This window comes from Caulobacter sp. AVps16, assembly GCF_058681455.1.
This window is the reverse complement of sequence record NZ_CM178739.1, coordinates 2,672,659-2,694,722: the sequence shown is the minus strand read 5'-3', so window position 1 is coordinate 2,694,722 and position 22,064 is coordinate 2,672,659. Positions and strand designations below refer to the sequence as shown.

General features: G+C 70.1%; 23 protein-coding genes. 22 read left to right on the top strand and 1 reads right to left on the bottom strand.

The annotated features are described in order from the left end of the window. The first annotated feature begins 63 nt into the window (after positions 1-63). From ACW17U_RS12950 to ACW17U_RS12920, 7 genes are all read left to right on the top strand, one after another. The gene (locus ACW17U_RS12950; protein WP_492052918.1) at positions 64-1,290 is read left to right on the top strand and encodes a phage major capsid protein; all 1,227 of its coding nucleotides are present in this window, start codon (positions 64-66) and stop codon (positions 1,288-1,290) included. 113 nt (positions 1,291-1,403) lie between these two features. Beyond that, complete coding sequence (locus ACW17U_RS12945; RefSeq protein ID WP_492052916.1) at positions 1,404-1,673, top strand: head-tail connector protein; 270 nt, start codon at positions 1,404-1,406, stop codon at positions 1,671-1,673. After that, entirely contained in the window at positions 1,670-2,059 is a 390-nt protein-coding gene (locus tag ACW17U_RS12940; protein ID WP_492052914.1) for a DUF3168 domain-containing protein, read from the top strand. Before ACW17U_RS12945 ends, ACW17U_RS12940 begins: the two co-directional genes overlap by 4 nt. 15 nt (positions 2,060-2,074) lie before the next feature. Then, entirely contained in the window at positions 2,075-2,491 is a 417-nt protein-coding gene (locus ACW17U_RS12935; protein WP_062144568.1) for a phage major tail protein, TP901-1 family, read from the top strand. Positions 2,492-2,638: 147 nt separating this feature from the next. Next, complete coding sequence (locus ACW17U_RS12930; RefSeq protein ID WP_492052912.1) at positions 2,639-2,914, top strand: GTA-gp10 family protein; 276 nt, start codon at positions 2,639-2,641, stop codon at positions 2,912-2,914. Beyond that, entirely contained in the window at positions 2,911-3,093 is a 183-nt protein-coding gene (locus ACW17U_RS12925; protein WP_492052910.1) for a phage tail assembly chaperone, read from the top strand. Before ACW17U_RS12930 ends, ACW17U_RS12925 begins: the two co-directional genes overlap by 4 nt. Beyond that, positions 3,090-3,611 carry a phage tail tape measure protein gene (locus ACW17U_RS12920; protein WP_492052908.1) on the top strand — a complete coding sequence of 174 codons (522 nt, stop codon included), beginning with the start codon at positions 3,090-3,092 and terminating at the stop codon, positions 3,609-3,611. Before ACW17U_RS12925 ends, ACW17U_RS12920 begins: the two co-directional genes overlap by 4 nt. 84 nt (positions 3,612-3,695) lie before the next feature. Here the strand turns inward: ACW17U_RS12920 and ACW17U_RS12915 are convergent, their stop codons facing one another. Continuing rightward, the gene (locus ACW17U_RS12915; RefSeq protein WP_062144578.1) at positions 3,696-4,154 is read right to left on the bottom strand and encodes a DUF805 domain-containing protein; all 459 of its coding nucleotides are present in this window, start codon (positions 4,152-4,154) and stop codon (positions 3,696-3,698) included. Positions 4,155-4,414: 260 nt separating this feature from the next. Here ACW17U_RS12915 and ACW17U_RS12910 point away from each other — a divergent pair, with 260 nt between their 5' ends. From ACW17U_RS12910 to ACW17U_RS12840, 15 genes are all read left to right on the top strand, one after another. After that, positions 4,415-5,047 carry a phage distal tail protein, Rcc01695 family gene (locus ACW17U_RS12910; protein WP_492052906.1) on the top strand — a complete coding sequence of 211 codons (633 nt, stop codon included), beginning with the start codon at positions 4,415-4,417 and terminating at the stop codon, positions 5,045-5,047. Next, entirely contained in the window at positions 5,047-5,691 is a 645-nt protein-coding gene (locus tag ACW17U_RS12905; RefSeq protein WP_492052904.1) for a phage/gene transfer agent baseplate hub protein, read from the top strand. Before ACW17U_RS12910 ends, ACW17U_RS12905 begins: the two co-directional genes overlap by 1 nt. Further along, entirely contained in the window at positions 5,688-6,338 is a 651-nt protein-coding gene (locus ACW17U_RS12900; protein ID WP_492052902.1) for a C40 family peptidase, read from the top strand. Before ACW17U_RS12905 ends, ACW17U_RS12900 begins: the two co-directional genes overlap by 4 nt. Before the next feature lie 62 nt (positions 6,339-6,400). Beyond that, positions 6,401-10,207, top strand: a complete 3,807-nt coding sequence (locus ACW17U_RS12895) for a baseplate multidomain protein megatron (RefSeq protein WP_492052900.1) — start codon at positions 6,401-6,403, stop codon at positions 10,205-10,207. Positions 10,208-10,289: 82 nt separating this feature from the next. Next, the gene (locus ACW17U_RS12890; RefSeq protein ID WP_492052898.1) at positions 10,290-11,231 is read left to right on the top strand and encodes a DnaJ C-terminal domain-containing protein; all 942 of its coding nucleotides are present in this window, start codon (positions 10,290-10,292) and stop codon (positions 11,229-11,231) included. 145 nt (positions 11,232-11,376) lie between these two features. Beyond that, entirely contained in the window at positions 11,377-11,694 is a 318-nt protein-coding gene (locus ACW17U_RS12885) for a PepSY domain-containing protein (RefSeq protein WP_062144594.1), read from the top strand. A 12-nt stretch (positions 11,695-11,706) separates the two neighbouring features. Continuing rightward, entirely contained in the window at positions 11,707-12,384 is a 678-nt protein-coding gene (locus ACW17U_RS12880; protein WP_062144597.1) for a response regulator transcription factor, read from the top strand. Positions 12,385-12,406: 22 nt separating this feature from the next. After that, complete coding sequence (locus ACW17U_RS12875) at positions 12,407-13,798, top strand: ATP-binding protein (protein WP_492052895.1); 1,392 nt, start codon at positions 12,407-12,409, stop codon at positions 13,796-13,798. A 188-nt stretch (positions 13,799-13,986) separates the two neighbouring features. Next, on the top strand, positions 13,987-15,318 hold the full coding sequence (locus tag ACW17U_RS12870) for a hypothetical protein (protein ID WP_492052893.1): 1,332 nt from the start codon (positions 13,987-13,989) through the stop codon (positions 15,316-15,318). Between the two features lie 61 nt (positions 15,319-15,379). Next, positions 15,380-16,501: a c-type cytochrome biogenesis protein CcmI gene (gene ccmI, locus ACW17U_RS12865; protein ID WP_492052891.1), complete on the top strand. Its 1,122-nt coding sequence runs from the start codon at positions 15,380-15,382 to the stop codon at positions 16,499-16,501. Continuing rightward, entirely contained in the window at positions 16,498-17,007 is a 510-nt protein-coding gene (ccmE, locus tag ACW17U_RS12860) for a cytochrome c maturation protein CcmE (protein WP_492052889.1), read from the top strand. The genes ccmI and ccmE overlap by 4 nt, the downstream gene beginning before the upstream one ends. Then, the gene (locus ACW17U_RS12855; protein WP_492052887.1) at positions 17,004-18,986 is read left to right on the top strand and encodes a heme lyase CcmF/NrfE family subunit; all 1,983 of its coding nucleotides are present in this window, start codon (positions 17,004-17,006) and stop codon (positions 18,984-18,986) included. Before ccmE ends, ACW17U_RS12855 begins: the two co-directional genes overlap by 4 nt. Then, positions 18,983-19,501 carry a cytochrome c-type biogenesis protein gene (locus tag ACW17U_RS12850; protein WP_062144612.1) on the top strand — a complete coding sequence of 173 codons (519 nt, stop codon included), beginning with the start codon at positions 18,983-18,985 and terminating at the stop codon, positions 19,499-19,501. The genes ACW17U_RS12855 and ACW17U_RS12850 overlap by 4 nt, the downstream gene beginning before the upstream one ends. Before the next feature lie 101 nt (positions 19,502-19,602). Then, a complete protein-coding gene (locus ACW17U_RS12845; protein WP_062144615.1) occupies positions 19,603-21,174 on the top strand; it encodes a trypsin-like peptidase domain-containing protein in 1,572 nt (523 codons plus the stop codon). Between the two features lie 189 nt (positions 21,175-21,363). Then, positions 21,364-22,035, top strand: a complete 672-nt coding sequence (locus tag ACW17U_RS12840; protein ID WP_062144617.1) for a response regulator transcription factor — start codon at positions 21,364-21,366, stop codon at positions 22,033-22,035. Positions 22,036-22,064 lie beyond the last annotated feature (29 nt).

Sequence of the window (22,064 nt, the reverse complement as noted above, 5' to 3'; positions counted from 1 at the left end):
TGTGGCCGGCAGGTCCCTCCTTCTCCCGCAGGGGGAGAAGGGTAATCCTCTTCGGAGACCCCCATGAAAGAGACCAAACAGGCCCCGGCCACGCCGGAGGCGCGTGCCATGCTGCATGAGGTGCTGGCCGCCTTCGAGGGCTTCAAGGCCGCCAATGACCAGAGGCTGGCGGCCCTGGAGACCAAGCGGGCCGATGTGCTGCTGGAGGAAAAGGTCGGCCGCATCGACGAGGCCGTCACCCGCGCCCAGGACCGGCTGGACCGGATGCTGGCCGAGGCGCGGCGGCCGTCCCTCGCCGGCGACGTGCCGCTGGCCCGGGTCGACGAGCGCAAGGCCGCCTTCGAGCGCTATGTGAAGACCGGCGAGACCCCGGCCCTCCTGCTGGAGGCCAAGGGCCTGTCGGAAGGCGTGGCCACCGCCGGCGGCTATGTGGCCCCGCCCGAGCTGGAGCGGGCCATCCTGCGTCGTCTGGCGGCCACCAGCCCGATGCGCGAGATCTGCCAGGTCCGCACCATCAGCGCCGGCACCTTCCGCAAGCCGGTCTCGCCCACGGGCCTGGCCGCCGCCTGGGTGGCCGAGACCGCCGCCCGGCCCGAGACCACGGCCCCGACCCTGGACGTGATCGATTTCCCAGCCGGCGAGCTCTATGCCAGCCCCGCCGCCACCCAGGCCCTGCTCGACGACGCCTATGTCAGCATCGACGAGTGGCTGGCAGAAGAAGTGCAGGACGCCTTCGCGGCCCAGGAGACCAGTGCCTTCGTCGCCGGTGACGGGGTCAACAAGCCCAAGGGCCTGCTGGCCTATACGGCTGCGCCGGACGCGTCCTACACCTGGGGTCAGGTCGGCTATGTGGCCACCGGCGTGGCCGGCGGTTTTGCGGCGAGCAATCCGACCGACAAGCTGATCGACCTGATCTATGCGACGAAAAGCCAGTACCGGCAGAACGGCCGGTTCGTGCTCAACCGCCGCACGGTCAGCGCGGTGCGCAAGTTCAAGGACGCGCAAGGCAACTATATCTGGAACGCGGCCCTGCAGCCGGGCCAGTCGGCGAGCCTGCTGGGCTTCCCGGTCACCGAGATCGAGGCCATGCCCGACGTGGCGGCCAACGCCCTGGCCATCGCCTTCGGCGACTTCGAGAAGGGCTATCTGATCGTAGACCGCGCCGGGGTGCGGGTCCTGCGCGACCCCTATTCGGCCAAGCCGCACGTCCTCTTCTACACCACCAAGCGCGTCGGCGGCGGGGTGCAGAACTTTGATGCGGTGAAGCTGCTGAAGTTCGCGGTCTCGTAAGTTCGACCCCTTGCCCCCTCCGGGCCGCTTCGCGACCCTCCTCCCCCGGAGGGGGAGGAGCGCCGCAGGCGCGGAGGGGGCAAGTCACCCACCTTCCAGAAAGCCCCCATCCCATGCCCAACGCCCTCACCCTGAGCGAGGCGCGCGCCTTCCTGCGCGTGGCCGACGCTTCGGAAGACACCACGGTCAGCCTGCTGATCGACGCCGCCGAGGCCCGCGTCGCTGCGGCGACCGGCCTGACCCTCACCCCCGCCAGCCCGGCCCCGCTGCGGCTGGCGGTCCTGACCCTGGTCGCCCACGCCTATGAGCACCGGGACGGGGCCGAGCCGCCCTTTGCCCTGGTCGAGCCGTGGCTGGCCCCCTACCGAAAGGCCCGCCTGTGAGCGATCAAGCCCTCGCCGACAGTCTCGTCGCTGCCCTCAGGGCCGCGCCCGCCGTCACCGCCATCCTCGGTCAAAGAGTCTATGCCCGCGCCCCGCGGGTGCCGACCTATCCCTGCCTGGCCGTCAGCCGCACCGAGAGCCGCATCGTCGAGGGCGAGGTGGTCGAGCACCTGCTGACCCTGACCTGCGTCTCGCGGTTCGGTGGCCCCGAAGAGGCGAGGGCGGTGGTCGCCGCCGTCCGCGCCGTGATCCACGACGCCCGCCCGACCATTGCCGGCCGCCGGCTGGTCAATCTGCGCGTCGCCTATGCCGACGTCTTCCCCGCCGCCGACCGCGAACTGACCCTCGGCATCGTCCGCGTGCGGGCGGTGACCGAGCCCCTCTAGAAACGGAGCCCACCCATGGCCGCTCAAGCCGGCAAGGATATCCTGCTGAAGATCAGCGACGGGGCCCCGACCCCGACCTTCGTGACGGTCGCGGGCCTGCGGACCCGGACCCTCAGTCTCAATGCCCGGACCATCGACACCACGGACAGCGACAGCGCCGGCCGCTGGCGCGAGCTGCTGGCCGGGGCCGGGGTGCGGACCTGCGCGGTGTCAGGGGCCGGCGTGTTCCGCGACGCCGCCTCCGACGCCCAGGTGCGCCAGAGCTTCTTCGACCAGTCGGCCCGCATCTGGCGGCTGGTGATCCCCGATTTCGGCCAGCTGGAGGGGCCCTTCCTGGTGGCCGCCCTGGACTATGCCGGCGACCACGACGGCGAGGCGGCCTTCGCCCTGAGCCTGGCCTCGGCAGGGGCGGTGACGTTCACGGCGATTTAGAGCGGCCGGCACTGGCCCCCTCCGCGCCTTCGGCGCTCCTCCCCCGGAGGGGGAAGATGAAGGGCGGCGATCTCATCTTCCCCCTCCGGGGGAAGACGATCGCGAAGCGATCCGTAGGGGGCAGGTGACGACAAAGGAAAACCCCACATGACACCCCCCAACCCCGCCCGAGGCGAGGCCACCGTCCGCCTCGCCGGAACCCCCCATTGCCTGTGCCTGACCCTCGGGGCCCTGGCCCGGATCGAGGGCGCTCTGGGCCTGACCGACTGGCGCGAGCTGCCGGCCCGAATGGAGACCCTGTCGGCGCGCGAGCTGATGGCCGTGCTGGCGGCCCTGATCGCGGGCGAGCCCGCCGATCTCGGGGCAGTCACCGTGCCCGAAGCCGTCGCCGCCGTGGCGGCGGCCCTGGCAGCCGCCGCATGACCGGCTGGAGCCAGGCCCTGCGGCTGGCCGTGTCGCTGCAGATCCCGCCCGAGGCCTTCTGGCGGCTGTCTCTGCGCGAGTGGCGGATGCTGACGGCGACCGCTCCGGTCACGGGCCTGACCCGGCCGGGGCTGGAGGCCCTGATTGCCCGCTTTCCCGATGAGGAGACCCCGCCATGAGCGATTTCGACCTTGAGGGCCTGGGCTCCGTCCCGGCCCGGGCCGCCGAGGCCTCGGCCTCGCTGGAGGCCCTGAAGGCTCCGGCCGAGCGGGCGGCGCGGTCGATCGACGTGGCCTTTGCCCGGGCCGGTTCCAGCCTGGCCAGGTCCCTGGCCCAGGCGGCCGCAGATGGTGAGGTCTCTCTGGCCGAACTGGCGCGGGCGGTGATCGGGGCCGCCGGCGCGGCGATCCGGGGCGGGGGACTGGCCCAGGCCCTTTCGGGCGCGGTGTCGGGCAGTTTCGCCGGGACCCGGGCCGAGGGCGGTCCGGTGCTGCCGGGCGGGGCCTATCTGGTCGGCGAGCGGGGCCCGGAGGTGTTTCGCCCGGCCGGGGCCGGTTCGGTCGAGCCGCTGTCGGGCGGCGGGGTGTCGGTGACGGTCAATGTCCAGGGCGGAGACAGGGCGGGCCTGGCCCGCTCGGATGCCCAGCTGGCCCAGGCCCTCGCCCGGGCGGTGAGCCTGGGGGCGAGGGGGCTTTAGGCCGGAGACTTGCCCCCTCCGCGCTTCGCGCTCCTCCCCCGGAGGGGGCAGATGGCTGCGCAGCAGCCAGGAGGGGGCCCTTGACTAGATCGCCACCGCCGTATTCGGCGCGGTGCCGTACTTGTTGTCGCCGGGCTGGCCGGTGCTGCAGCCGACCCACAGGGTGAAGGCCAGCCAGACCGCGAAGGCCACGAACAGCGAGATGAAGAAGCCGCCCAGGGCGGTCAGGGCCGCGAGATCCGGCTCGCCGTTGCCGATCGCCGCCAGGGCTGCCGACACGCCGATCGAGATGGCCGAGCCGAACACCAGGACCGGGCCGAACACCCAGGGCAGGACCTGCCACCAGCCGGTCTGACCCATGTCATGCAGGCGCTTGGAGTGGATGCAGATCGAGCACCAGATCGAGGCCAGGGACAGGGCCCAGCCGAAGAACGGCACCCAGCCGGCCACGACATTGGCACCCAGCAGGCACAGCCAGCCGATCCAGAAGGCCTGGCGGCCGATGCGGCCCTCAGCCGAGAAAAACAGGTTCTTCCAGTCCATGACGGTCTCCAGTTCGTAGCCAATACCTACGGGCTGGCTCGCCGCAAACGAAGTGAAAACCAGGTCATGACGCAGACTTAATCGCGGTCTGCTCCCCAGCCGTCCTGTCACTCGCCCCCTCCGCGCCTGCGGCGCTCCTCCCCCGGAGGGGGAAGATGAGAGCGTCTTCCCCCTCCGGGGGAGGACGACCGCGCAGCGGTCAGGAGGGGGCCTGCGGCGCTGGCCGCGTCCATCCACACCCCAAAATCCAGGAGCCGCCGATGAGCGCCTTCCACGAGATCCGTCTGCCGGCGCGGCTGGCCTTCGGCTGTACCAGTGGCGTCGAACGGCGCACCGAGGTGGTCACCCTGGCTTCGGGGCACGAGCGCCGGTCCAGCCCCTGGGATCAGGGACGGCGGCGCTATCTGATCGCCACGGCCGCCCGGCCGCTCGACGAGCTGGCTGAGCTGGTCGCCTTCTTCGAGGCCCGGCGTGGACGGCTGCACGGCTTTCGTTTCCGCGATCCGGCCGATTTCAAGTCCTGCGCCCCCTCCACCCAGCCCGCCGCCGGCGATCAGCCGATCGGGCTTGGCAACGGCACCCGCCGGACCTTTCAACTGACCCGGACCTACGGGACCGGACCCGAGCCCGTGGTCCGGCCGATCGCCAAGCCGGTCGCCGGCACGGTCAAGGTCGCCGTCGGCGGGGTCGTCCTGGCCCCGCCGGCCTATGGGGTCGATGCGGCAACCGGCCTTGTCACCCTGGCGGTCGCGCCCGCCTCGGGGGCAGCGGTGACGGCGGGGTTCGAGTTCGACACCCCGGTACGCTTCGACATCGACCGGCTGGACCTGCAGATGGAGGGCTTTGCCGCCGCCCGGATCGCCGCCTGTCCCCTGGTCGAGGTCCGGCTCTGATGCGCGCCGTCCCCACCGACCTGGCCGAGCGCCTGGACAGCGACGCGGCCAGCCTGTGCCACGCCTGGATCCTGACCCGCGCCGATGGCCCGATGCTCGGCTTTACCGACCATGACCGCGACCTGGTGGTCGACGGCGTCACCTGTCGTGCGGCCACGGGCTGGACCGCCGGAGCCTTCGAGACCGCCGCCGGCTTCGCGCCCGGCCTGTCGGCCGCCCTCGGCGCGCTCGACGACGGGGCTCTGAGCGAGGCCGATATCGCGGCCGGACTTTATGACGGGGCCAGGGTGGCTTGCCTTCGCGTCGACTGGCGACGACCGGACCTGGTGGTTCGATTATGGACGGCCCGCATCGCCAGCCTGCGCCGTGAAGGGTCAGCCTTCACTGCGGCGCTCGCAGGTCCCCTGGCCGATCTCGAGCGGGTGGCGGGCCGCACCTATGGCCGCCTCTGCGACGCCGTGCTCGGCGACAGCCGCTGCGGGATCACCGTCGCGCCCGGGGCCGAGTGCGACAAGCGCTGGACGACCTGCGTCCAGACCTTTGCCAATGGCCTCAACTTCAGGGGCTTTCCGACCCTGCCGGGCGAAGACTTCCTGACCCTCTACCCGACCGAAGGCGAACGCCATGACGGGGGACGGCGGTGAGGGAGGGTGGGGATAGCTGCTCCCCTTCTGGGGGAGCTGTCGCGGAGCGACTGAGGGGGCCATCCGGGCGGACGCCGCGCTGCCCCCTCCGGCCCTCCGGGCCACCTCCCCCGGAGGGGGAGGATCGGGTCCTCGCTGCCGCCCGCCTGTGGCTCGGCACCCCCTACCGGCACCAGGCCAGCCTGCGCGGCGTCGGCTGCGACTGTCTCGGCCTGGTCCGTGGCGTCTGGCGGGCCCTTAAAGGCGAGGAGCCCGAGGTTCCGCCGCCCTATCGTCCCGACTGGGCCGAGATCGGCGAGGGCGAGGTCCTGCTTGAGGCCCTCGGCCGCTGGCTCCTGCCCCTGGCCCTGTCCGAGGTCCTTCCCGGCGATGTTCTGGTGTTCCGCATTCAGCCCGGGGCCATGGCCAAGCACTGCGCGATCCTGTCGGCGCCGGACCGGATGATCCACGCCTATTGGGGCCGGGCCTGTGTCGAATCCTGGCTCGGACGCTGGTGGCGCGAGCGCCGGGTCGCGGCGTTCCGGTTTCCAGGTCGACAATCTCAATATCCCGCTCTCCCCGGCGAAGGCCGGGGCCCAGCTCGAGACCTGAACGGTTGCGATTTCGGGTCCGGCCGTAGGCACGTCATCCCCAACCGCTGTGGATGACTCTGGGTCCCGGCCTTCGCCGGGAAGAGCGGTTGAATTGATGTTTCAAGGGAACCCCCAAGATGGCCCAGGTGATCCTCTCTTCCGTCGGTGCGGCCCTGGGCGGGCCGGTCGGCGGTTTTGTCGGTGCGATGCTGGGGCGAGCGGCGGACACCGCCGTGATCAACGCCCTGTCGCCCGCTCGCCAGCTGGGACCACGGATCCCGGAACTGCGCATCACCGGCGCTGCCGAGGGCGCGGCCATGCCCTGCGTCTTCGGCCAGGGACGGGTCGGGGGCCATGTGATCTGGGCGGCGCGCTTTCGCGAGACCCGGATCGAAGGCCGGGTCGGGGGCAGCAAGGGTCAGAAGACCACGAGCTATGGTTACAGCCTGTCCTTCGCCGTGGCGGTGGCCGAGGGACCGATCGACGGGATCGGCCGGGTCTGGGCCGATAGCCGGGTGATGGACCTGACCGGCGTGACCATGCGCGTCCATCTGGGCAGCGAGGACCAGACCCCAGATCCGCTGATCGAGGCGATCGAAGGCTCGGCCCCGGCCTATCGCGGTCTGGCCTATGTGGTGTTCGAGGACCTGCCGCTGGAGCCCTATGGCCATCGGCCGCCGCAGCTGTCGTTCGAGGTCTTTCGCCGGCCCGGGTCGCCGACCGGTCTGGAGGCGCGGCTGAAGGGCGTCTGCCTGATCCCGGGCGCGGGGGAGTTTGTCTATGCCACCGAAGCCGTGCTGCGGCGCGACGGCCTGACCCGCACCACGGCCGAGAACGTCAACAATACCGAGGGCCGGCCCGATCTGCTGGTGTCGCTCGACCAGTTGCAGGCGCAATTGCCGGCTGTGGATCACGTCACCCTGGTGGTTTCGTGGTTCGGCACCGACCTGCGCTGCGGGGCCTGCGAGATCCGGCCGGGCGTCGACCAGCCGGCCAAGGCGACCCTGGCCTTCGACTGGCGGGCGGGCGGGGTGGGGCGCAGCGAGGCCCACCTCGTTTCGACCCATGACGGCGGGCCGGCCTATGGCGGCACGCCGTCCGATCGGGCGGTGCTGCAGGCCATTGCCGAGCTGAAGCGACGGGGACTGAAGGTCAGTCTCTATCCCTTCGTGCTGATGGACGTGCCGCACGGCTCTGGCCTGCCCGATCCCCATGGCGGCGGCGGGCAGGGGGCCTATCCGTGGCGGGGGCGGATCACCTGCCATCCGGCGCCGGGCCAGGCGGGCTCGCCGGACGGGACCGCGACCGCCGCCGCCCAGGTCTCGGCCTTCTTCGGGACCGCGACCCCCGGCCAGTTCGGCGACAGCGACGGCCTGCCCAGTTTCTCTGGCAGCGGCTGGGGCTTTCGGCGGATGATCCTGCACTATGCCCGGCTGGCGGCCCTGGCCGGTGGCGTAGACAGCTTTCTGATCGGATCGGAACTGCGCGACCTGACCACGGTGCGCGGACCGGGCGGGACCTATCCGGCCGTGACCCAGTTACAGGCCCTGGCCGCCGATGTGCGCGCCATGGTCGGGCCCGGCACCCGTCTGGGCTATGCCGCCGACTGGAGCGAGTATTTCGGCCACCAGCCCCGCGACGGCTCGGGCCATGCCGTGTTCCACCTCGATCCGCTCTGGGCTGACCCGGCCATCGACTTCGTCGGCATCGACTACTATCCGCCGGTCAGCGACTGGCGGGACGGCGAGGGCCATCTGGATGCGGCCGCGGGCTTTCTGGGTCCGCACGATCCCGCCTATCTGCGGGCCCGCCTGACCAGCGGCGAGGGCTTTGACTGGTTCTATGCCAGTCCCGCCGACCGCGACGCCCAGACCCGCACCCCGATTACCGACGGGGCCCATGGCGAGGCCTGGATGTTCCGGCCCAAGGACCTGAAGAGCTGGTGGTCGCAGCCGCATCATGACCGGCCCGGCGGGGTGCGATCGGCCGCGCCGACCGCCTGGGTCCCGCGCTCCAAGCCGATCCGCCTGACCGAATTCGGCTGTCCCGCCGTCGACCGGGGTGCCAATGCCCCCAACCTGTTCGTCGATCCCAAGAGCGCGGAAAGCCGCCTGCCGCCCTATTCCAGCGGCGCGCCGGACGCCTTTGGCCAAAGGCTGATACTGGAGGCGGTACTGGACTGGCTGGCCGACCCGACCGCCAATCCGCTCTCGCCGGTCTATGGCGGTCCGATGATCGAGGCGGCCAGCGCCTGGTGCTGGGACGCCCGGCCCTTTCCGGACTTCCCGGCCCGCGACACCGTCTGGCGCGATGCGGCCAACTGGGCCCTGGGCCACTGGCTGAACGGCCGGGCCGGGATCGCGCCCCTGGCCCAGCTGGTCGTCGCCCTGGCCGCGCGTGCCGGGGTGACGCTCGATCCGGGCGAGGCCGGCGGGGCGGTGGCCGGCTATGTGGTGGACCGGCCGATGCGGCTGCGCGACGCCCTCGCCCCCCTGACCGCCGCCTTCGGTCTCGACGCGGTTGAGCGGGGCGATCGGGTGCGGCTGGTGTCCCTGACCGGTGCCGTCCAGCAGGTCCTGGGTGAAGCCGACCTGGCCTGGCCCGAGGATCGTCCCGCCGCCACGGCCGCCAGCCGTGCGCTGGTCGCCTCCGCCCGCGCCCTGCGGCTGCGCTTCATCGATGCAGGCCGCGACTACCAGACCGGCGCGGTGATCGTGCGCCGCTCCGACGGGGAGGGGACGGCCGACGCCGACGCCCCGATCGTCATGTCCCCCGCCGAGGCCCAGGCCGTCGGGCGTCGCCTGCTGGGTCGCTCGGCCGCGACCCAGACCGAGACGGTCCTTCACCTGGCCCCCCTGGCGGCGCTGCGGCTGGAGGCCGGTGATCGCCTCGGTTTCGACGGCGAGGCCTGGCGGGTGGTGCGGGTCGATCTGGACGAGCATCCGCGCGCCACCCTGGCCCCGCTTCCGGCCGTGACCGCAGTCGCGGCGGGGCCGGACTGGAGCCCGGCCCCGCCGCGCGAGCCGGTCGGGCCACCGGTCCTGCAGGTGCTGGACCTGCCGGCCAGCCGCGACGACGCCCGGCCTCTTGTCGCGGTCGCGGCCGAGCCCTGGCGACCGTTCGATCTCCATGCCGGCGGCGACCGGACCGGTCTGAGCCTGCGCGGCCGTGCAAGCACCCCGGCCACGGTCGGGGTGACCCTGACGGACCTGCCGCCGGCCTCGCCCCATCGACTGGACCGGTCCGGCCGCCTGACCGTGCGGCTGGAGGGGACGAGCCTGATCAGCCGCAACCTGTCGGCCGTCCTGGCCGGCGACAACGGCCTGTCGGTGCTGGCCCCTTCGGGCGACTGGGAGGTGATCGGCTTCACCACGGCCGAGGCGGTGGCCGAGGATGTCTGGACCCTGTCGGGCCTTCTGCGCGGCCAGAGGGACGGGGCGGCCAGCGACGTCGTGCTGGCGGCCGGATCCCCTGCCGTCCTGCTCGACTCCGCCCTGGTCCGGCTAGAGGTCGCGCCGTTCGAGCGGGGCATGCCCCTGTGGATCCGCGCGGCCCCGGCGGGCGGGCCACCGGCCGGTTCGTCGATGACCCAGGTCGAGGCCGTCTGGCGCGGTCGGGCGCTCAGGCCCCTGGCCCCGGCCCATCTGAGGGTCACGGCGGCCGGCGGGGATCGCCGGATCGGCTGGATCCGCCGCGACCGGCTGGGCGGCGACGTCTGGGCCGGCGAGGTTCCGCTCAGCGAAGCCCGCGAGGCCTGGCGACTGCGGGTACTGAACGGCGCGGTCGTGGTCCGCGAGGTGGAACTGGCGACCCCGAGCTTCGTTCACACGGCTGCCATGCGGGTCACCGATCTGGCGGCCGGATCCGCCGGTCTGCTGACGGTAGAGGTCGCCCAGGGCTCGGCCGTCGTCGGCTGGGGCGCGCCGGCCAGCAAGTTGCTGTGATAATAATGCCACATTGCGCTTGTGTGCTGCCGCGAAAGGCCTAATTGAGGGCGGGCTATCCAATCACTCTCGAGGACTCTCCTTGGCGCGCGACCCCTATCAGGAACTTGGCGTTTCCCGCACCGCGACGCCGGACGAGATCCGCAAGGCCTTCCGCAAGCTTGCCAAGCAGTTTCACCCGGACACCAATCCGGGCAACAAGGCGGCCGAGGATCGCTTCAAGCAGGTCAGCGCCGCCTTCGACATTCTCGGCGACCCGGCCAAGAAGAAGAAGTTCGATGCCGGCGAGATCGACGCGGACGGTCGCGAGACCACGCGCGGCTTCGGCGGGGCGGGCGGCAGTCCGTTCGGCGGCGGGGGCTTCAATCGCGGCGGCTTCCAGTCGCGCGGCGGCAGCGCGGACGGCCCCGAGATCGATCTGGGCGACCTGTTCGGCGACATCCTCGGGCGTGGCGCCCGGGGCGGCGGCGGCTTTGGTGGCGGTTCGGGCGGCGGCTTCTCTCCGCGCGGCGCAGACGTCAAGGCCCGCCTCGACATCGACCTGGAAGAAGCCATCCGGGGCGGCAAGAAGCGGGTGGCCTTTTCGGACGGCCGCACCATCGACGTCACCATCCCGCTTGGGGCCCAGGACGGCCAGACCCTGCGCCTGAAGGGCCAGGGCAGTCCGGGCCGCGGCGGCCAGGGCGACGCCCTGATCGAACTGGCCATCAAGCCCCACCCGGTCTATCGCCGCGAGGGCGAGACCCTGGTCATGGACCTGCCAGTCTCGGTGCCCGATGCGGTGCTGGGCGGCAAGATCGAGGCCCCGACCCCCGACGGCAATGTCATGCTGGCCGTGCCCAGGGGCTCCAACAGCGGGGCCACCCTGCGCTTGAAGGGCCGCGGCCTGGCCGACGCCAAGGGCAAGCGCGGCGACCTGCTGGCCAGGCTGGTCGTGACCCTGCCCGACGAGCCCGACAGCGACCTCGAAAAGTTCGCCCAGGCCTGGCGCGACCAGAAGCCCTACGCGCCAAAGCGGAAATAGAGGGGCGGGCAGTCCTGATGCTCTCCCGTACCGGCCAACGGCCCTTTTCGCCTCCGAGCGTTCCCGCCCGTGACAGAACGCCACACGCCGTTCATAAGCGGCTTGTTCAGTCTCCATTCAGCCGCCGGACATTACACCCGTCAGCATGAAACCGATCCGCGCCCTTCTCGTCGCTGTCGCCGTCGCCGCCGCCCTGCCGGGTGCGGCCCTGGCCCAGCGTGACCGCGACTCGCTTGGAGCCGGCTGGCGTGCCCAGTCCGACCAGGCGCGGGGCGGCGTGCAGTCCGGCCGACTGGTGCCTCTGTCGCGGGTGATCGACCAGATCAGCCGCCGGACGCCCGGCCGGGTGCTGGATGCCGGGCTTGAAGGCCGCAACTATCGGGTCCGATGGGCCACAGACGACGGCCGCCGTATTGACTTCATCGTCGACGCAGAGACCGGTCAGATCCTCAGCGCCAACTAGGGACTTCCTTGCATGCGTATCCTGCTCGTCGAGGACGATCCCGACCTGTCGCGTCAGCTGAAACTGGCCCTGGCCGATGCCGGCTATGCGGTCGACCATGCGCCGGACGGCGAGGAAGCCCAGTTCCTCGGCGAGACCGAGCCCTATGACGCCGTGATCCTGGACCTCGGTCTGCCCAAGGTGGATGGGGTTTCGGTGCTGGAGCGCTGGCGGCGGGGCAATGTCAGCACGCCGGTCCTGATCCTCACCGCCCGCGCGGCCTGGAGCGACAAGGTCGCCGGGTTCGACGCCGGGGCCGATGACTATCTGGCCAAGCCCTTCCACACCGAGGAGCTTCTGGCGCGGCTGCGCGCCCTGCTGCGCCGGTCGGCCGGCCATGCCGCGCCCAGCCTGTCCTGCGGCGGGCTGCGGCTGGATCCGCGCGCCGCCCGGGCCAGCGTCAATGGCGAGCCCCTGCGTCTGACCTCGCTGGAATACCGCCTGCTGCACTACATGATCATGCACCAGGGGCGGGTGATCGGGCGCACCGAACTGGTCGAGCATCTGTACGACCAGGACTTCGACCGCGACTCCAACACCATCGAGGTGTTCATCGGTCGGCTGCGCAAGAAGCTCGGCTCCGACCGCATCGAGACCGTGCGCGGCCTCGGCTATCGCCTGACTCCGCTGGAGGGCGAGGCGACCGAGTGACGGCTGCGGCGGGCGCCTAGCCGTGTTTGACTTTCGTCGTCCTTCTCTGGTCCGCCGGCTGGTCCTGCTGGCCGTCGTCTGGAACGCCGTGGTCCTGATCGTGGCCGGCGTCTTTCTGACCGCCCAGTTCCGCGACGCCGCCATCCGCCGCTTCGACCAGTCACTGGCGGTCCTGACCGACGATCTCTATGCCGGTTCGACGGTCGAGGAGGGGGTGCTGAAGGCCCCGTTCCTGACCGATATCCGGGCCACCCGCACCTATTCCGGCCGCTACTGGATCATCGCGCGCCATACGGCCGACGGCGCGATCAAGGTCGTCGAGCGGTCACGCTCGCTGTTCGACAGCGACCTTATGGTGGCGTCGCGGCAGATCGACCTGCTGGATGCTGCTCCGGGCAAGACCCTGTACTTCGACATGCAGGGGCCGCAGGACAAGCCGCTGCGGGCCGCGGCCATCCAGGCCCGCCTGCCGGGCTATCCTGATCCCGTGGTGTTCATCGCCGCCGAGGACCGCTCGCCGATCGACGCCGACGCCGACCGTTTTGGCCGCATCACCGCCGTGGCCCTGCTACTGCTGGGCGGCGGCCTGATCCTGGCGGTGGTCGTGCAGGTCCGGGTGGGCCTTGCCCCCCTGTTCCAGCTGCGGCGCGAGGTGGCCTCGGTGCGGCGCGGCAAGAGCGAGCGCCTGACCCGTGCCTATCCCGACGAGCTCGAGCCTCTAGCCGTCGAACTGAATGCGCTGCTGGCCCACAACCAGGAAGTGGTCGAGCGGCAGCGAACCCATGTCGGCAATCTGGCCCATGCCCTGAAAACCCCGCTGTCGGTGATGATCACCGAGGCCAGCCAGCAGCCGGGATCCCTGGCCGATGTCGTCAGCCGCCAGGCCGATGTGATGCGCGAGCAGGTCGACCACCATCTGCGACGGGCCCGAGCGGCGGCCCGTTCCCAGACCAGTGGCGAGCGCACGCCGGTCGAGCCGATCCTCGACGAGCTGGCGGTAACCCTGGAGCGGATCTTTCAGGACAAGGCCGGCGGGCAGGGCATCGAGATCGACTGGCGCTGTCCCGAGGACCTTTGCTTCCAGGGCGAGAAGCAGGATCTGATGGAACTGGCCGGCAATGTCATGGAGAACGCCGGCAAGTGGTGCCGGGGCCGTATCCGGGTGATCGCCGCGCCGGGCGCGACCGGTCGCTGGACCCTGGTGGTCGAGGATGATGGTCCGGGCCTGCCGCCCGAACGCTGGGTTGATGCCCTGAAGCGGGGCCAGCGCATGGATGAGCATACCCCGGGTTCAGGTCTGGGCCTGTCCATCGTCGACGAACTGGCCAGGGCCTATGGCGGATCGGTGACACTTGGTGAATCGCCCATGGGCGGATTGCAGGTCCGGCTGGATCTTCCGAGCGCCGAAACCTAGCGGCGTTCTGTCGCACCCTACGGGTTGCCAGCCGCCCCGATGAAGGCCCCTAAGCCTCGCGAAGCCCTCGGCTTTCCTCGACTTTCCCATCAGCGCGCCTCAGCGACTTTTTTGGCGGATTTGGGAAAGTCTTAACCTCGTTGCCAACATGGTTGACGCTGTCGGTCTTTGGGATCCGGCGGGGGATCATGGCCGCAATCGCTGCGCACAAATTGCAGATCGTACGGATGCTGGTGGAAACCGCGCCGGACGCTGCCTTGCGCAGTCTGGAAATGGCCCTGGCCGGCGTCGGGACAACGGGTGGGCTCGCCCAGGTGCGGGGCCTGGTTGAGGACGAGACCGCCGACCGATTCGTTCGCAACAATGTTCTCGCGCCGATCGTGCCGATGTGCGCCACGCGCGGTGCAGGCCAGATCAGCTTCTCGCCGCGGGTCCTGCCGTCCCTGTGGAAAGCGTTGAAGGTCGTTACGCCTCAGCGCGTCGAGGAAGCTGCCGCCAAGTGCAGTCCCTGGGACCTGGAGCAGGGGGCCCCGGAGGTCTTTGACGACCTCTGCCGGATGGCGGCGCGCTGCCTGCGCGACGCCGAGCAGGACGCCTTTGATGCGACCCGCAGCCTCGGCAACACCGACGAATTGATCGCCTGCCTCGAGATTGGACACATCGTCCGGGCCTCCCTGCCCAAGCTGTCGGACTGGGTCAGCCGGATGAGCGGTGAACGGGCTGCGGCGGCGCGCCTGGCCTATCGCGACGCCTGCGCGATCCGTGAGGACTCCGGTGCCCGGCTGTTTGATATGCTGGCTGCGCACCTGCCCGACGACTGGCGGATCCTGCGGGTCATTTCGGCGGTCATGGACCGGCCCAATGACCGCTATCTGGCCTCATCGGAAGTCGGCTCGTTCGGCGAGCGCGTGCTGGCCGAGATCGACGAAGCGATTGCCCTGATCCGTGATTTCAGCCTCGACAAGGGCGAGAAGCTGGGACGCGAGGCCGCCCTGGCCGCCCAGCGCGTGTCCCTTCAGATCACCGAGTTCGAGCAGACCGTGAACATCGCCAAGGACGGCCCCTGGGGGCGTCGTCTGGCCAAGTACAAGCAGGAAATCGCCCAGGTCGCCGAACTGCGGATGAACGCCGCCGAAAAGGAACTGGCCGAGGCCCTGCCGACCAAGCCGATCTCGATCCTGGGCAAGAAGGGCGGCAAGGGCATTGCCAAGCTGAATGCCGAGCCGGACCCGACGGCGGTGCGACGCGCCACGGCGATCCTGGTCTTTATCGAACAACTTCGACCCTGCGCCGCCCAGAGCGGCTATGGGGCCACCCGGACCAAGGTCCTGGACAAGCTCAATACCCGCCTCGATCAGTATATCGAGGACGTGCTCTATGCCGCCCGCACCGGCGAAGGCGGCGATCCGGTCCTGGCCCAGCAGTATCTCGATGTTGCGGCGACCTTCATCGCCCATACGCGCGACGACAAGACCGCTGAAATCGTCCGCCGCCGGGCCGCCGCCGCGATCGCGGCCTGATCCATCCCTTAAGCGCTTTTTTCGCTAACGGCGGCGCGCATTCCCGGCTAACAGGCGAAGCATGATCGCTTTCTGGATCTCGGCGGCCGGGCTGTCGGCTGCGGCCGGTGCCCTGGTTCTGCGCAGCGCCGCGCGGGCCGGTGCCGTCGACGGCACCGCACCGGGCCTTGACGCCCATCGCCGCCAGCTCGGCGAAATCGACCGCCTGGCTGCCGGCGGCCTGCTCGACGATGGCGAACGCAAGGCGGCCCGGGCCGAGGCGGGGCGTCGCCTGCTGGTCGAGGCCGACCGCGCCGAGGTCTGGTCGCGCGATGGTCTGGGATCGCGTCGCCTGGCGGTGACGGCCGCCGCCGTTGCGCCGCTTCTGGCCCTGGCCATCTATCTGGTGATTGGCTCGCCCGGCTTTTCTGACCAGCCCTATGGCCGGCGGGTGGCCGAATGGCGGGCGACGGACCCGGCCCAGCTGGATCCGCCCCGCATCGCCGCCGTGCTGGAAACCATTGTCGCCGAACGGCCCGGAGACGCCGAGCCGCTGAAGCATCTGGCCATGGCCCGAAGCGCCTCGGGCGACCTCGGCGGGGCCGAACAAGCCCTGCGCCGCGCGGTAAGCCTGGCTCCCGGCCGTGCCGACCTGTGGATTGGTCTGGGCGAAACCTTCGTGGCGGAAGCGGATGGCGAAGTCGGGACCGATGCCCGACTGGCCTTCCGGCAGGCCCTGAAGATCGATCCGGCCAGCCTCTCGGCCCGCTATCATCTGGGCCTTGCCCGGATCAGCGACGGCGATGTCGCCGGGGGTCTGGCCGACTGGCGCGCCGTGGCCGACAGCCTGTCGCCGACGGATCCGCGTCGAACGGCGATGAATCGTGAAATCGCCCAGGTCCAGGCCGCCGGCGGCCTGCCTGCCCGTCAGGCCGCGCCCGAGGACAACGCCCAGGTCCAGGGCATGATCGCCGGCATGGTCGAGGGCCTGGCGGAGCGACTGAAGACCGCGCCTGATGATCCCGATGGCTGGGTTCGACTGGTCCGGGCCTATGCGGTTCTGGGCGACACGGCCCGGCGGGATGCTGCCCTCGCCACGGCGAACCAGCGCTTCGGCGATCAGCCCAAGATTCTGGCGGCCCTGAAACAGGCCGCCCAGACCCCGCCGCAATCCCAGTCCGGCACCGAGGGGGGACGTCCGTGAGCTTCTGGCCGAAATCCCGCAAGGCGCGCCGGCGCCTGACCATTCTGCTGGCCATTGCCCCGGTCCTGGCCCTGGCCGTGGGCCTGGCGCTGTACGGCATGCGGGACGCCATCTCGCTGTTCTACACCCCGGCCCAGGCCCAGGAGGCCAAGGTTCCGGCCGGCCGCAAGGTCCAACTGGGCGGTCTCGTCCAGAAGGGCAGCGTCATCAAGCACCCCGGCGGCGACGTCGAGTTCGTGATCGCCGACCAAAAGTCCACCGCCAGGGTCAAGTTCCACGGCGATCTGCCCGACCTCTTCCGCGAGGGCCAGGGCATCGTCGCCCAGGGGGTCTTCGACGACCGTGGCGTGTTCATGGCCACGGAGGTGCTGGCCAAGCACGACGAGCGCTACATGCCCCGCGAGGTCTCCAAGGCCCTCAAGGAGCAGGGCGAATGGCGCGGCGAGGGCGCAGGCCCTCCCGCCTATGAAGGGTCCTCTCCCGCTGAGGGCAAGGATCGCAAATGATCATCGAACTGGGCGCCTTTGCCCTGATCCTGGCCCTGGTCCTGTCGGTCGCCCAGACCGGCCTGTCCGCCGTCGCCGGAGCCCGGCGCGCGCCGATGCTGGCCGGGGCCGGACGCGGCGCGGCCCTGGCGGCCTTCGGGGCCACGGCCGTCACCTTTGCCTGTCTGGTCTGGGCCTTTGTCAGCTCGGACTTCTCGGTGGCCAATGTCGCGGCCAATTCCCACACCGCCAAGCCCATGCTGTTCAAGGTGGCGGGGGCCTGGGGCAGCCACGAGGGCTCGATGCTGCTGTGGTGCCTGGTCCTGACCGGCTATGGCGCGGCCATGGCCCTGTTCGGCGCCAGCCTGCCGCCGCGCCTTCGGGCCTATGCGGTCGCTGTCCAGGGGGCCCTGGGCGTGATGTTCCTGGCCTATACGGTCTTTGCTTCCAATCCGATGGTCCGCCTGACCGAGGTCCCGATCGAGGGGCGTTCGCTCAATCCCCTGCTGCAGGACTGGGCCTTGGCGGTGCATCCGCCCTTCCTCTATGCCGGCTATGTCGGGTTCTCGGTCGTCTACAGCCTGGCCATGGCTGCCCTGATGGACGGGCGGGTCGACGCGGCCTGGGCCCGCTGGGTGCGGCCCTGGACCCTGGCGGCCTGGAGCCTTCTGACCATCGGGATCACCCTGGGCGCCTTCTGGGCCTATTATGAACTGGGCTGGGGCGGCTGGTGGTTCTGGGATCCGGTCGAGAATGCCAGCTTCATGCCCTGGCTGATCGGCGCGGCCCTGCTGCACTCGGCCATCGTCATGGAGAAGCGCGGGGCCCTGCCGGGCTGGACGGTCTTCCTGGCCCTGGCGGCCTTTACCTTCTCGATGCTGGGGGCCTTCCTGGTGCGCTCGGGCGTGCTGACCTCGGTCCACGCCTTTGCTGTCGACCCGACCCGGGGCGTGCTGCTGCTGATCATGATGGGCCTGGCCGCCGGGGCCGGGTTCCTGCTGTTTGCCCTGCGCGCGCCCTCGCTCAATTCCGGAGGCCTGTTCGCCCCGGTCAGCCGTGAGAGCGCCATTGTCCTCAACAATATCGTGCTGTCGACGGCGACGGCCACGGTGCTGCTGGGCACGCTCTATCCACTGATCCGTGAAGCGTTCGACGGCGAGGCGGTGTCGGTCGGCCCACCGTTCTTCAACCTGACCTTCACGCCGATCATGCTGCTGGCCCTGGCCATCCTGCCGGCCGGACCCCTGCTGGCCTGGAAGCGCGGCGATGCCTCGGCCGTGATGCGCCGCCTGTGGTTGGCCCTTGCCGCCGCCGCCCTGCTGGGCCTGCTCACCTATGCCCTGATCACGCCGCGCAAGGCGCTCGCCAGTGCCGGCGTCGCGCTCGGGTTCTGGCTGATCGGCGGGGCCCTCGCCGAACTGGCCGAGCGCCTGAAGCTCCTGCGTGCCCCTCTGGCCGAGGTCTGGCGCCGGGCCGTCGGCCTGCCGCGCGGGGCCTGGGGCACGACCCTGGCCCATGCCGGCATGGGGGTCTTTGTGCTGGGCGCATCGTTCGAGACCGCCTGGCGGGTCGAGCAGGCCCAGGCCCTGAACCTGAACCAGTCCTTCAAGCTGGGGCATTATGAGGTAACCCTGACCGGCGTCGGCTCGGTCGAGGGCCCCAACTATCTGGCCGAGCGCGGCCTGGTGCGGATCACCGACCCATCCGGTCGCATCGTCTGCCAGGCCAAGCCCGAGCGGCGCTACTATCCGACCGGCGGACAGACGACCTCGGAGGTGGCGATCTGCCCCAAGGGGCTGGACGACCTCTATGTGGTGCTGGGCGAGCGCCGGGGCAGTGAGAGCGGCAAGCCGGCCTGGCTGGTCCGGGCCTATGTCAATCCCTGGGTCCGGCTGATCTTCCTCGGCCCCCTGCTGATGGCGCTGGGCGGGGCCATATCAGTGTCGGATCGCCGGCTGCGGCTGGGTGTCGGTCGCAAGGCCTCGGAGGCCCAGGCATGAACCGGCTCAGGGCTGTGCTCGTCACCCTGGCCGCCGTGGCGTGCATGGCCGCAGCCTCGGAGCCCAGTGAGCGTCTGCCTGATCCGGCCCAGGAGGCCCGCGCGCGGGTGCTGTTCCGCGAGGTGCGCTGCCTGGTCTGCCAGAACGAGTCGATCGATGATTCCCAGGCTGAGCTGGCCGGGGATCTGCGCCGGGTGGTCCGTCAGGAGATCGCCGGCGGCCGCAGCGATGCGGAGGTTCGCAGCTTCCTCGTCGCCCGCTATGGCGAGTTTGTTCTGCTGAAGCCGACCTTCTCGGCCGGTAATGCCGCGCTCTGGCTGGCTCCGTTGGGTATTCTGGCGGCCGGCGGTGGCCTGCTGGTGGCGCTGCTGCGCCGGCGGCGGGCTGATGGCGCGGCCGAGCCGGACGAAGCTCCGGGTCTCTCGCCCGAAGAAGAAGCCCGCCTGGCGCTACTGCTGGAAGACCTCGGCCACGATTGCGCCGAAAAGCGGCCGCAAGAAACACCTTCCGTGTGACGGAAAGATAATTCGAGAACCATTGCGCGTTACGCCATCGCGATTAGGTTCTCGTATGACAGGTCCCGGCGCGATGCGTCGTGGGTGAGGAAAGACAAGAGATGACCGCTAGGAAGTCGGGTTTCATTGTGGGCGCCGTTGCCGGCGCGGGCGTCGCCGCCGCGGCTCTGGCCGGCATGGGCATGCGGATGGGGACGGCCGATGCCGCCGAGGCCCCGGCCGCCATCCGTGTCTCGACGGCCGCCGCCCCGTCCTTCGCGCCGCCGCCCGGTGCCCCGATGTCGTTCGCCGACATCTTTGAAAAGGTCTCGCCGGCCGTCGTCCAGATCGATGTGACCTCCAAGGCCAGCCCCGCCCGCGGCCTGCGAATTCCGGGCCTCGAAGGCTTCGACATCGTGCCGCGCGGCCAGAAGCCGGGCGCCGAGGGCGAGGAGGACACCCCCGCCGCACCGAAGCAGCAGTCCTCGGGCTCAGGTTTCTTCATCTCGGCCGACGGTTACATCGTGACCAACAACCACGTGGTCGCCGACGCCGACGAGATCAATGTCGTCATGAAGGACGGCCGCCAGCTGAAGGCCACCGTGGTCGGTCGCGACGAAGGCACCGACTTGGCCGTGATCAAGGTCACCGATCCCAAGGCCAAGGGCGCGGACTTCCCCTATGTCGACTTTGAGAACCAGGCCAAGCCGCGGGTCGGCGACTGGGTCATCACCATCGGCAACCCCTTCGGTCTGGGCGGCACCGCCACGGCCGGCATCATCTCGGCCTATAACCGCGACCTGGGCGACAGCTCGTCGCGCTTTGTCGACTACATCCAGATCGATGCGCCGATCAACCGGGGCAATTCCGGTGGTCCCAGCTTCGACATCTTCGGCCGGGTGATCGGCGTCAATACGGCGATCTTCTCGCCGACGGGGGGGTCGGTCGGTATCGGCTTTGCCATTCCGGCCGACGTGGCCGAGGCTACCGCCAAGCAACTGATCGCCGGCGGCAAGGTGGTCCGCGGCTATATCGGGGCCAATATCCAGGACTTCTCGCAGGAAATGGCCGAGGCCCAGGGCATGCCCGACGTCAAGGGGGCCATCATCGCCGAACTGGTGGCCGGTGCCCCCGCCGCCAAGGCCGGCCTGCTGCCCGAGGACATCGTAACGGCCGTCAATGGCACCAACGTCAAGAGCGGCTCGGAACTGACGCGCGAAGTGGCCAAGGCCAAGCCGGGCGACACCATCCGTTTGTCGATCCTGCGCGGCGGCAAGCCCCGCACGGTCGAGGTCAAGTCCGGTGTGCGTCCGTCCGAAGGTGCCCTCGGCGTCAATGACAACACCAACGAGGACGGCGGCGCGCCCGATACCCCGGACAAGCCCCAGACCCAGAAGTTCGAAGCCCTGGGTCTGACCCTGGCCCCGCTCGATACGGCATCCCGCGCGACCTACAAGATCGCACCGGACGTGCGTGGCGTGCTCATTGCCGGGGTCAAGTCGGACTCCGACGCCGGCGAGAAGGGCCTGGTCAAGGGCGACGTCCTGTCCAGCGTCAACGGCGTCGCGGTCAATGCGACCGGTGAGGTCGCGGCCGCGATTGCCTCGGCCCAGAAGGGTGGCCGCACCAGTGTTCTGGCCAAGATCATCCGCCAGGGCCGTCCGGTCTTCGTCCCGCTGAAGATCGCACCCTAACCTCAGGGTCGGCCAAACTGCTCTGCAAGCGCCCCGCTCCGGTTCCTCCGGGGCGGGGCGTCCTGTATCTGTCCAAGGTTTAAGGGACGGGCCCGGTCAAAACCGGTATCCATCAGCAAGGATCGCGTCCTAGGGTCGAATCGGGAGACCGTCAGTCTTCCTATTGGCGGGCGCATGAGGGACGGGCTGATGCGTATTCTGATCATCGAAGACGATATCGAGGCGGCGGGCGCAATGAGCCACGGCCTCACCGAAGCCGGCTATGAGTGCGTCCACGCCCCAGACGGCGAGGCGGGACTCAAGGAGGCCGGCAAGGGCGGTTTTGACGTGCTGATCGTCGATCGCATGATGCCCAAGAAGGATGGTGTCGAGGTCGTCGAGACCCTGCGACGCGAAGGGGACAATACCCCGGTCCTGTTCCTGTCGGCCCTGGGCGAGGTCAGTGACCGCGTGGTGGGTCTGAAGGCCGGTGCCGACGACTATCTGGTCAAGCCATATGCCTTTCCCGAGCTGATGGCCCGGGTCGAGGCCCTGTCGCGCCGTCGCGAGACGGGCGCGGTCGCCACCACCCTGAAGGTCGGCGAGCTCGAGATGAACCTGATCAACCGGACCGTCCATCGGGCGGGCAAGGAGATCGATCTCCAGCCCCGTGAGTTCCAGCTGCTGGAGTTCATGATGCGCCACGCCGGGCAGTCGGTCACCCGCACCATGCTGCTGGAGAAGGTGTGGGAATATCACTTCGACCCGCAGACCAATGTCATCGACGTGCACATCTCGCGCCTGCGCAGCAAGATCGACAAGGGCTTCGACCGGGCCATGCTGCAGACCGTGCGCGGCGCGGGCTACAGGCTCGATCCTTAGGAGATAGGGCGGTCCGCCGCCGAGAGCCC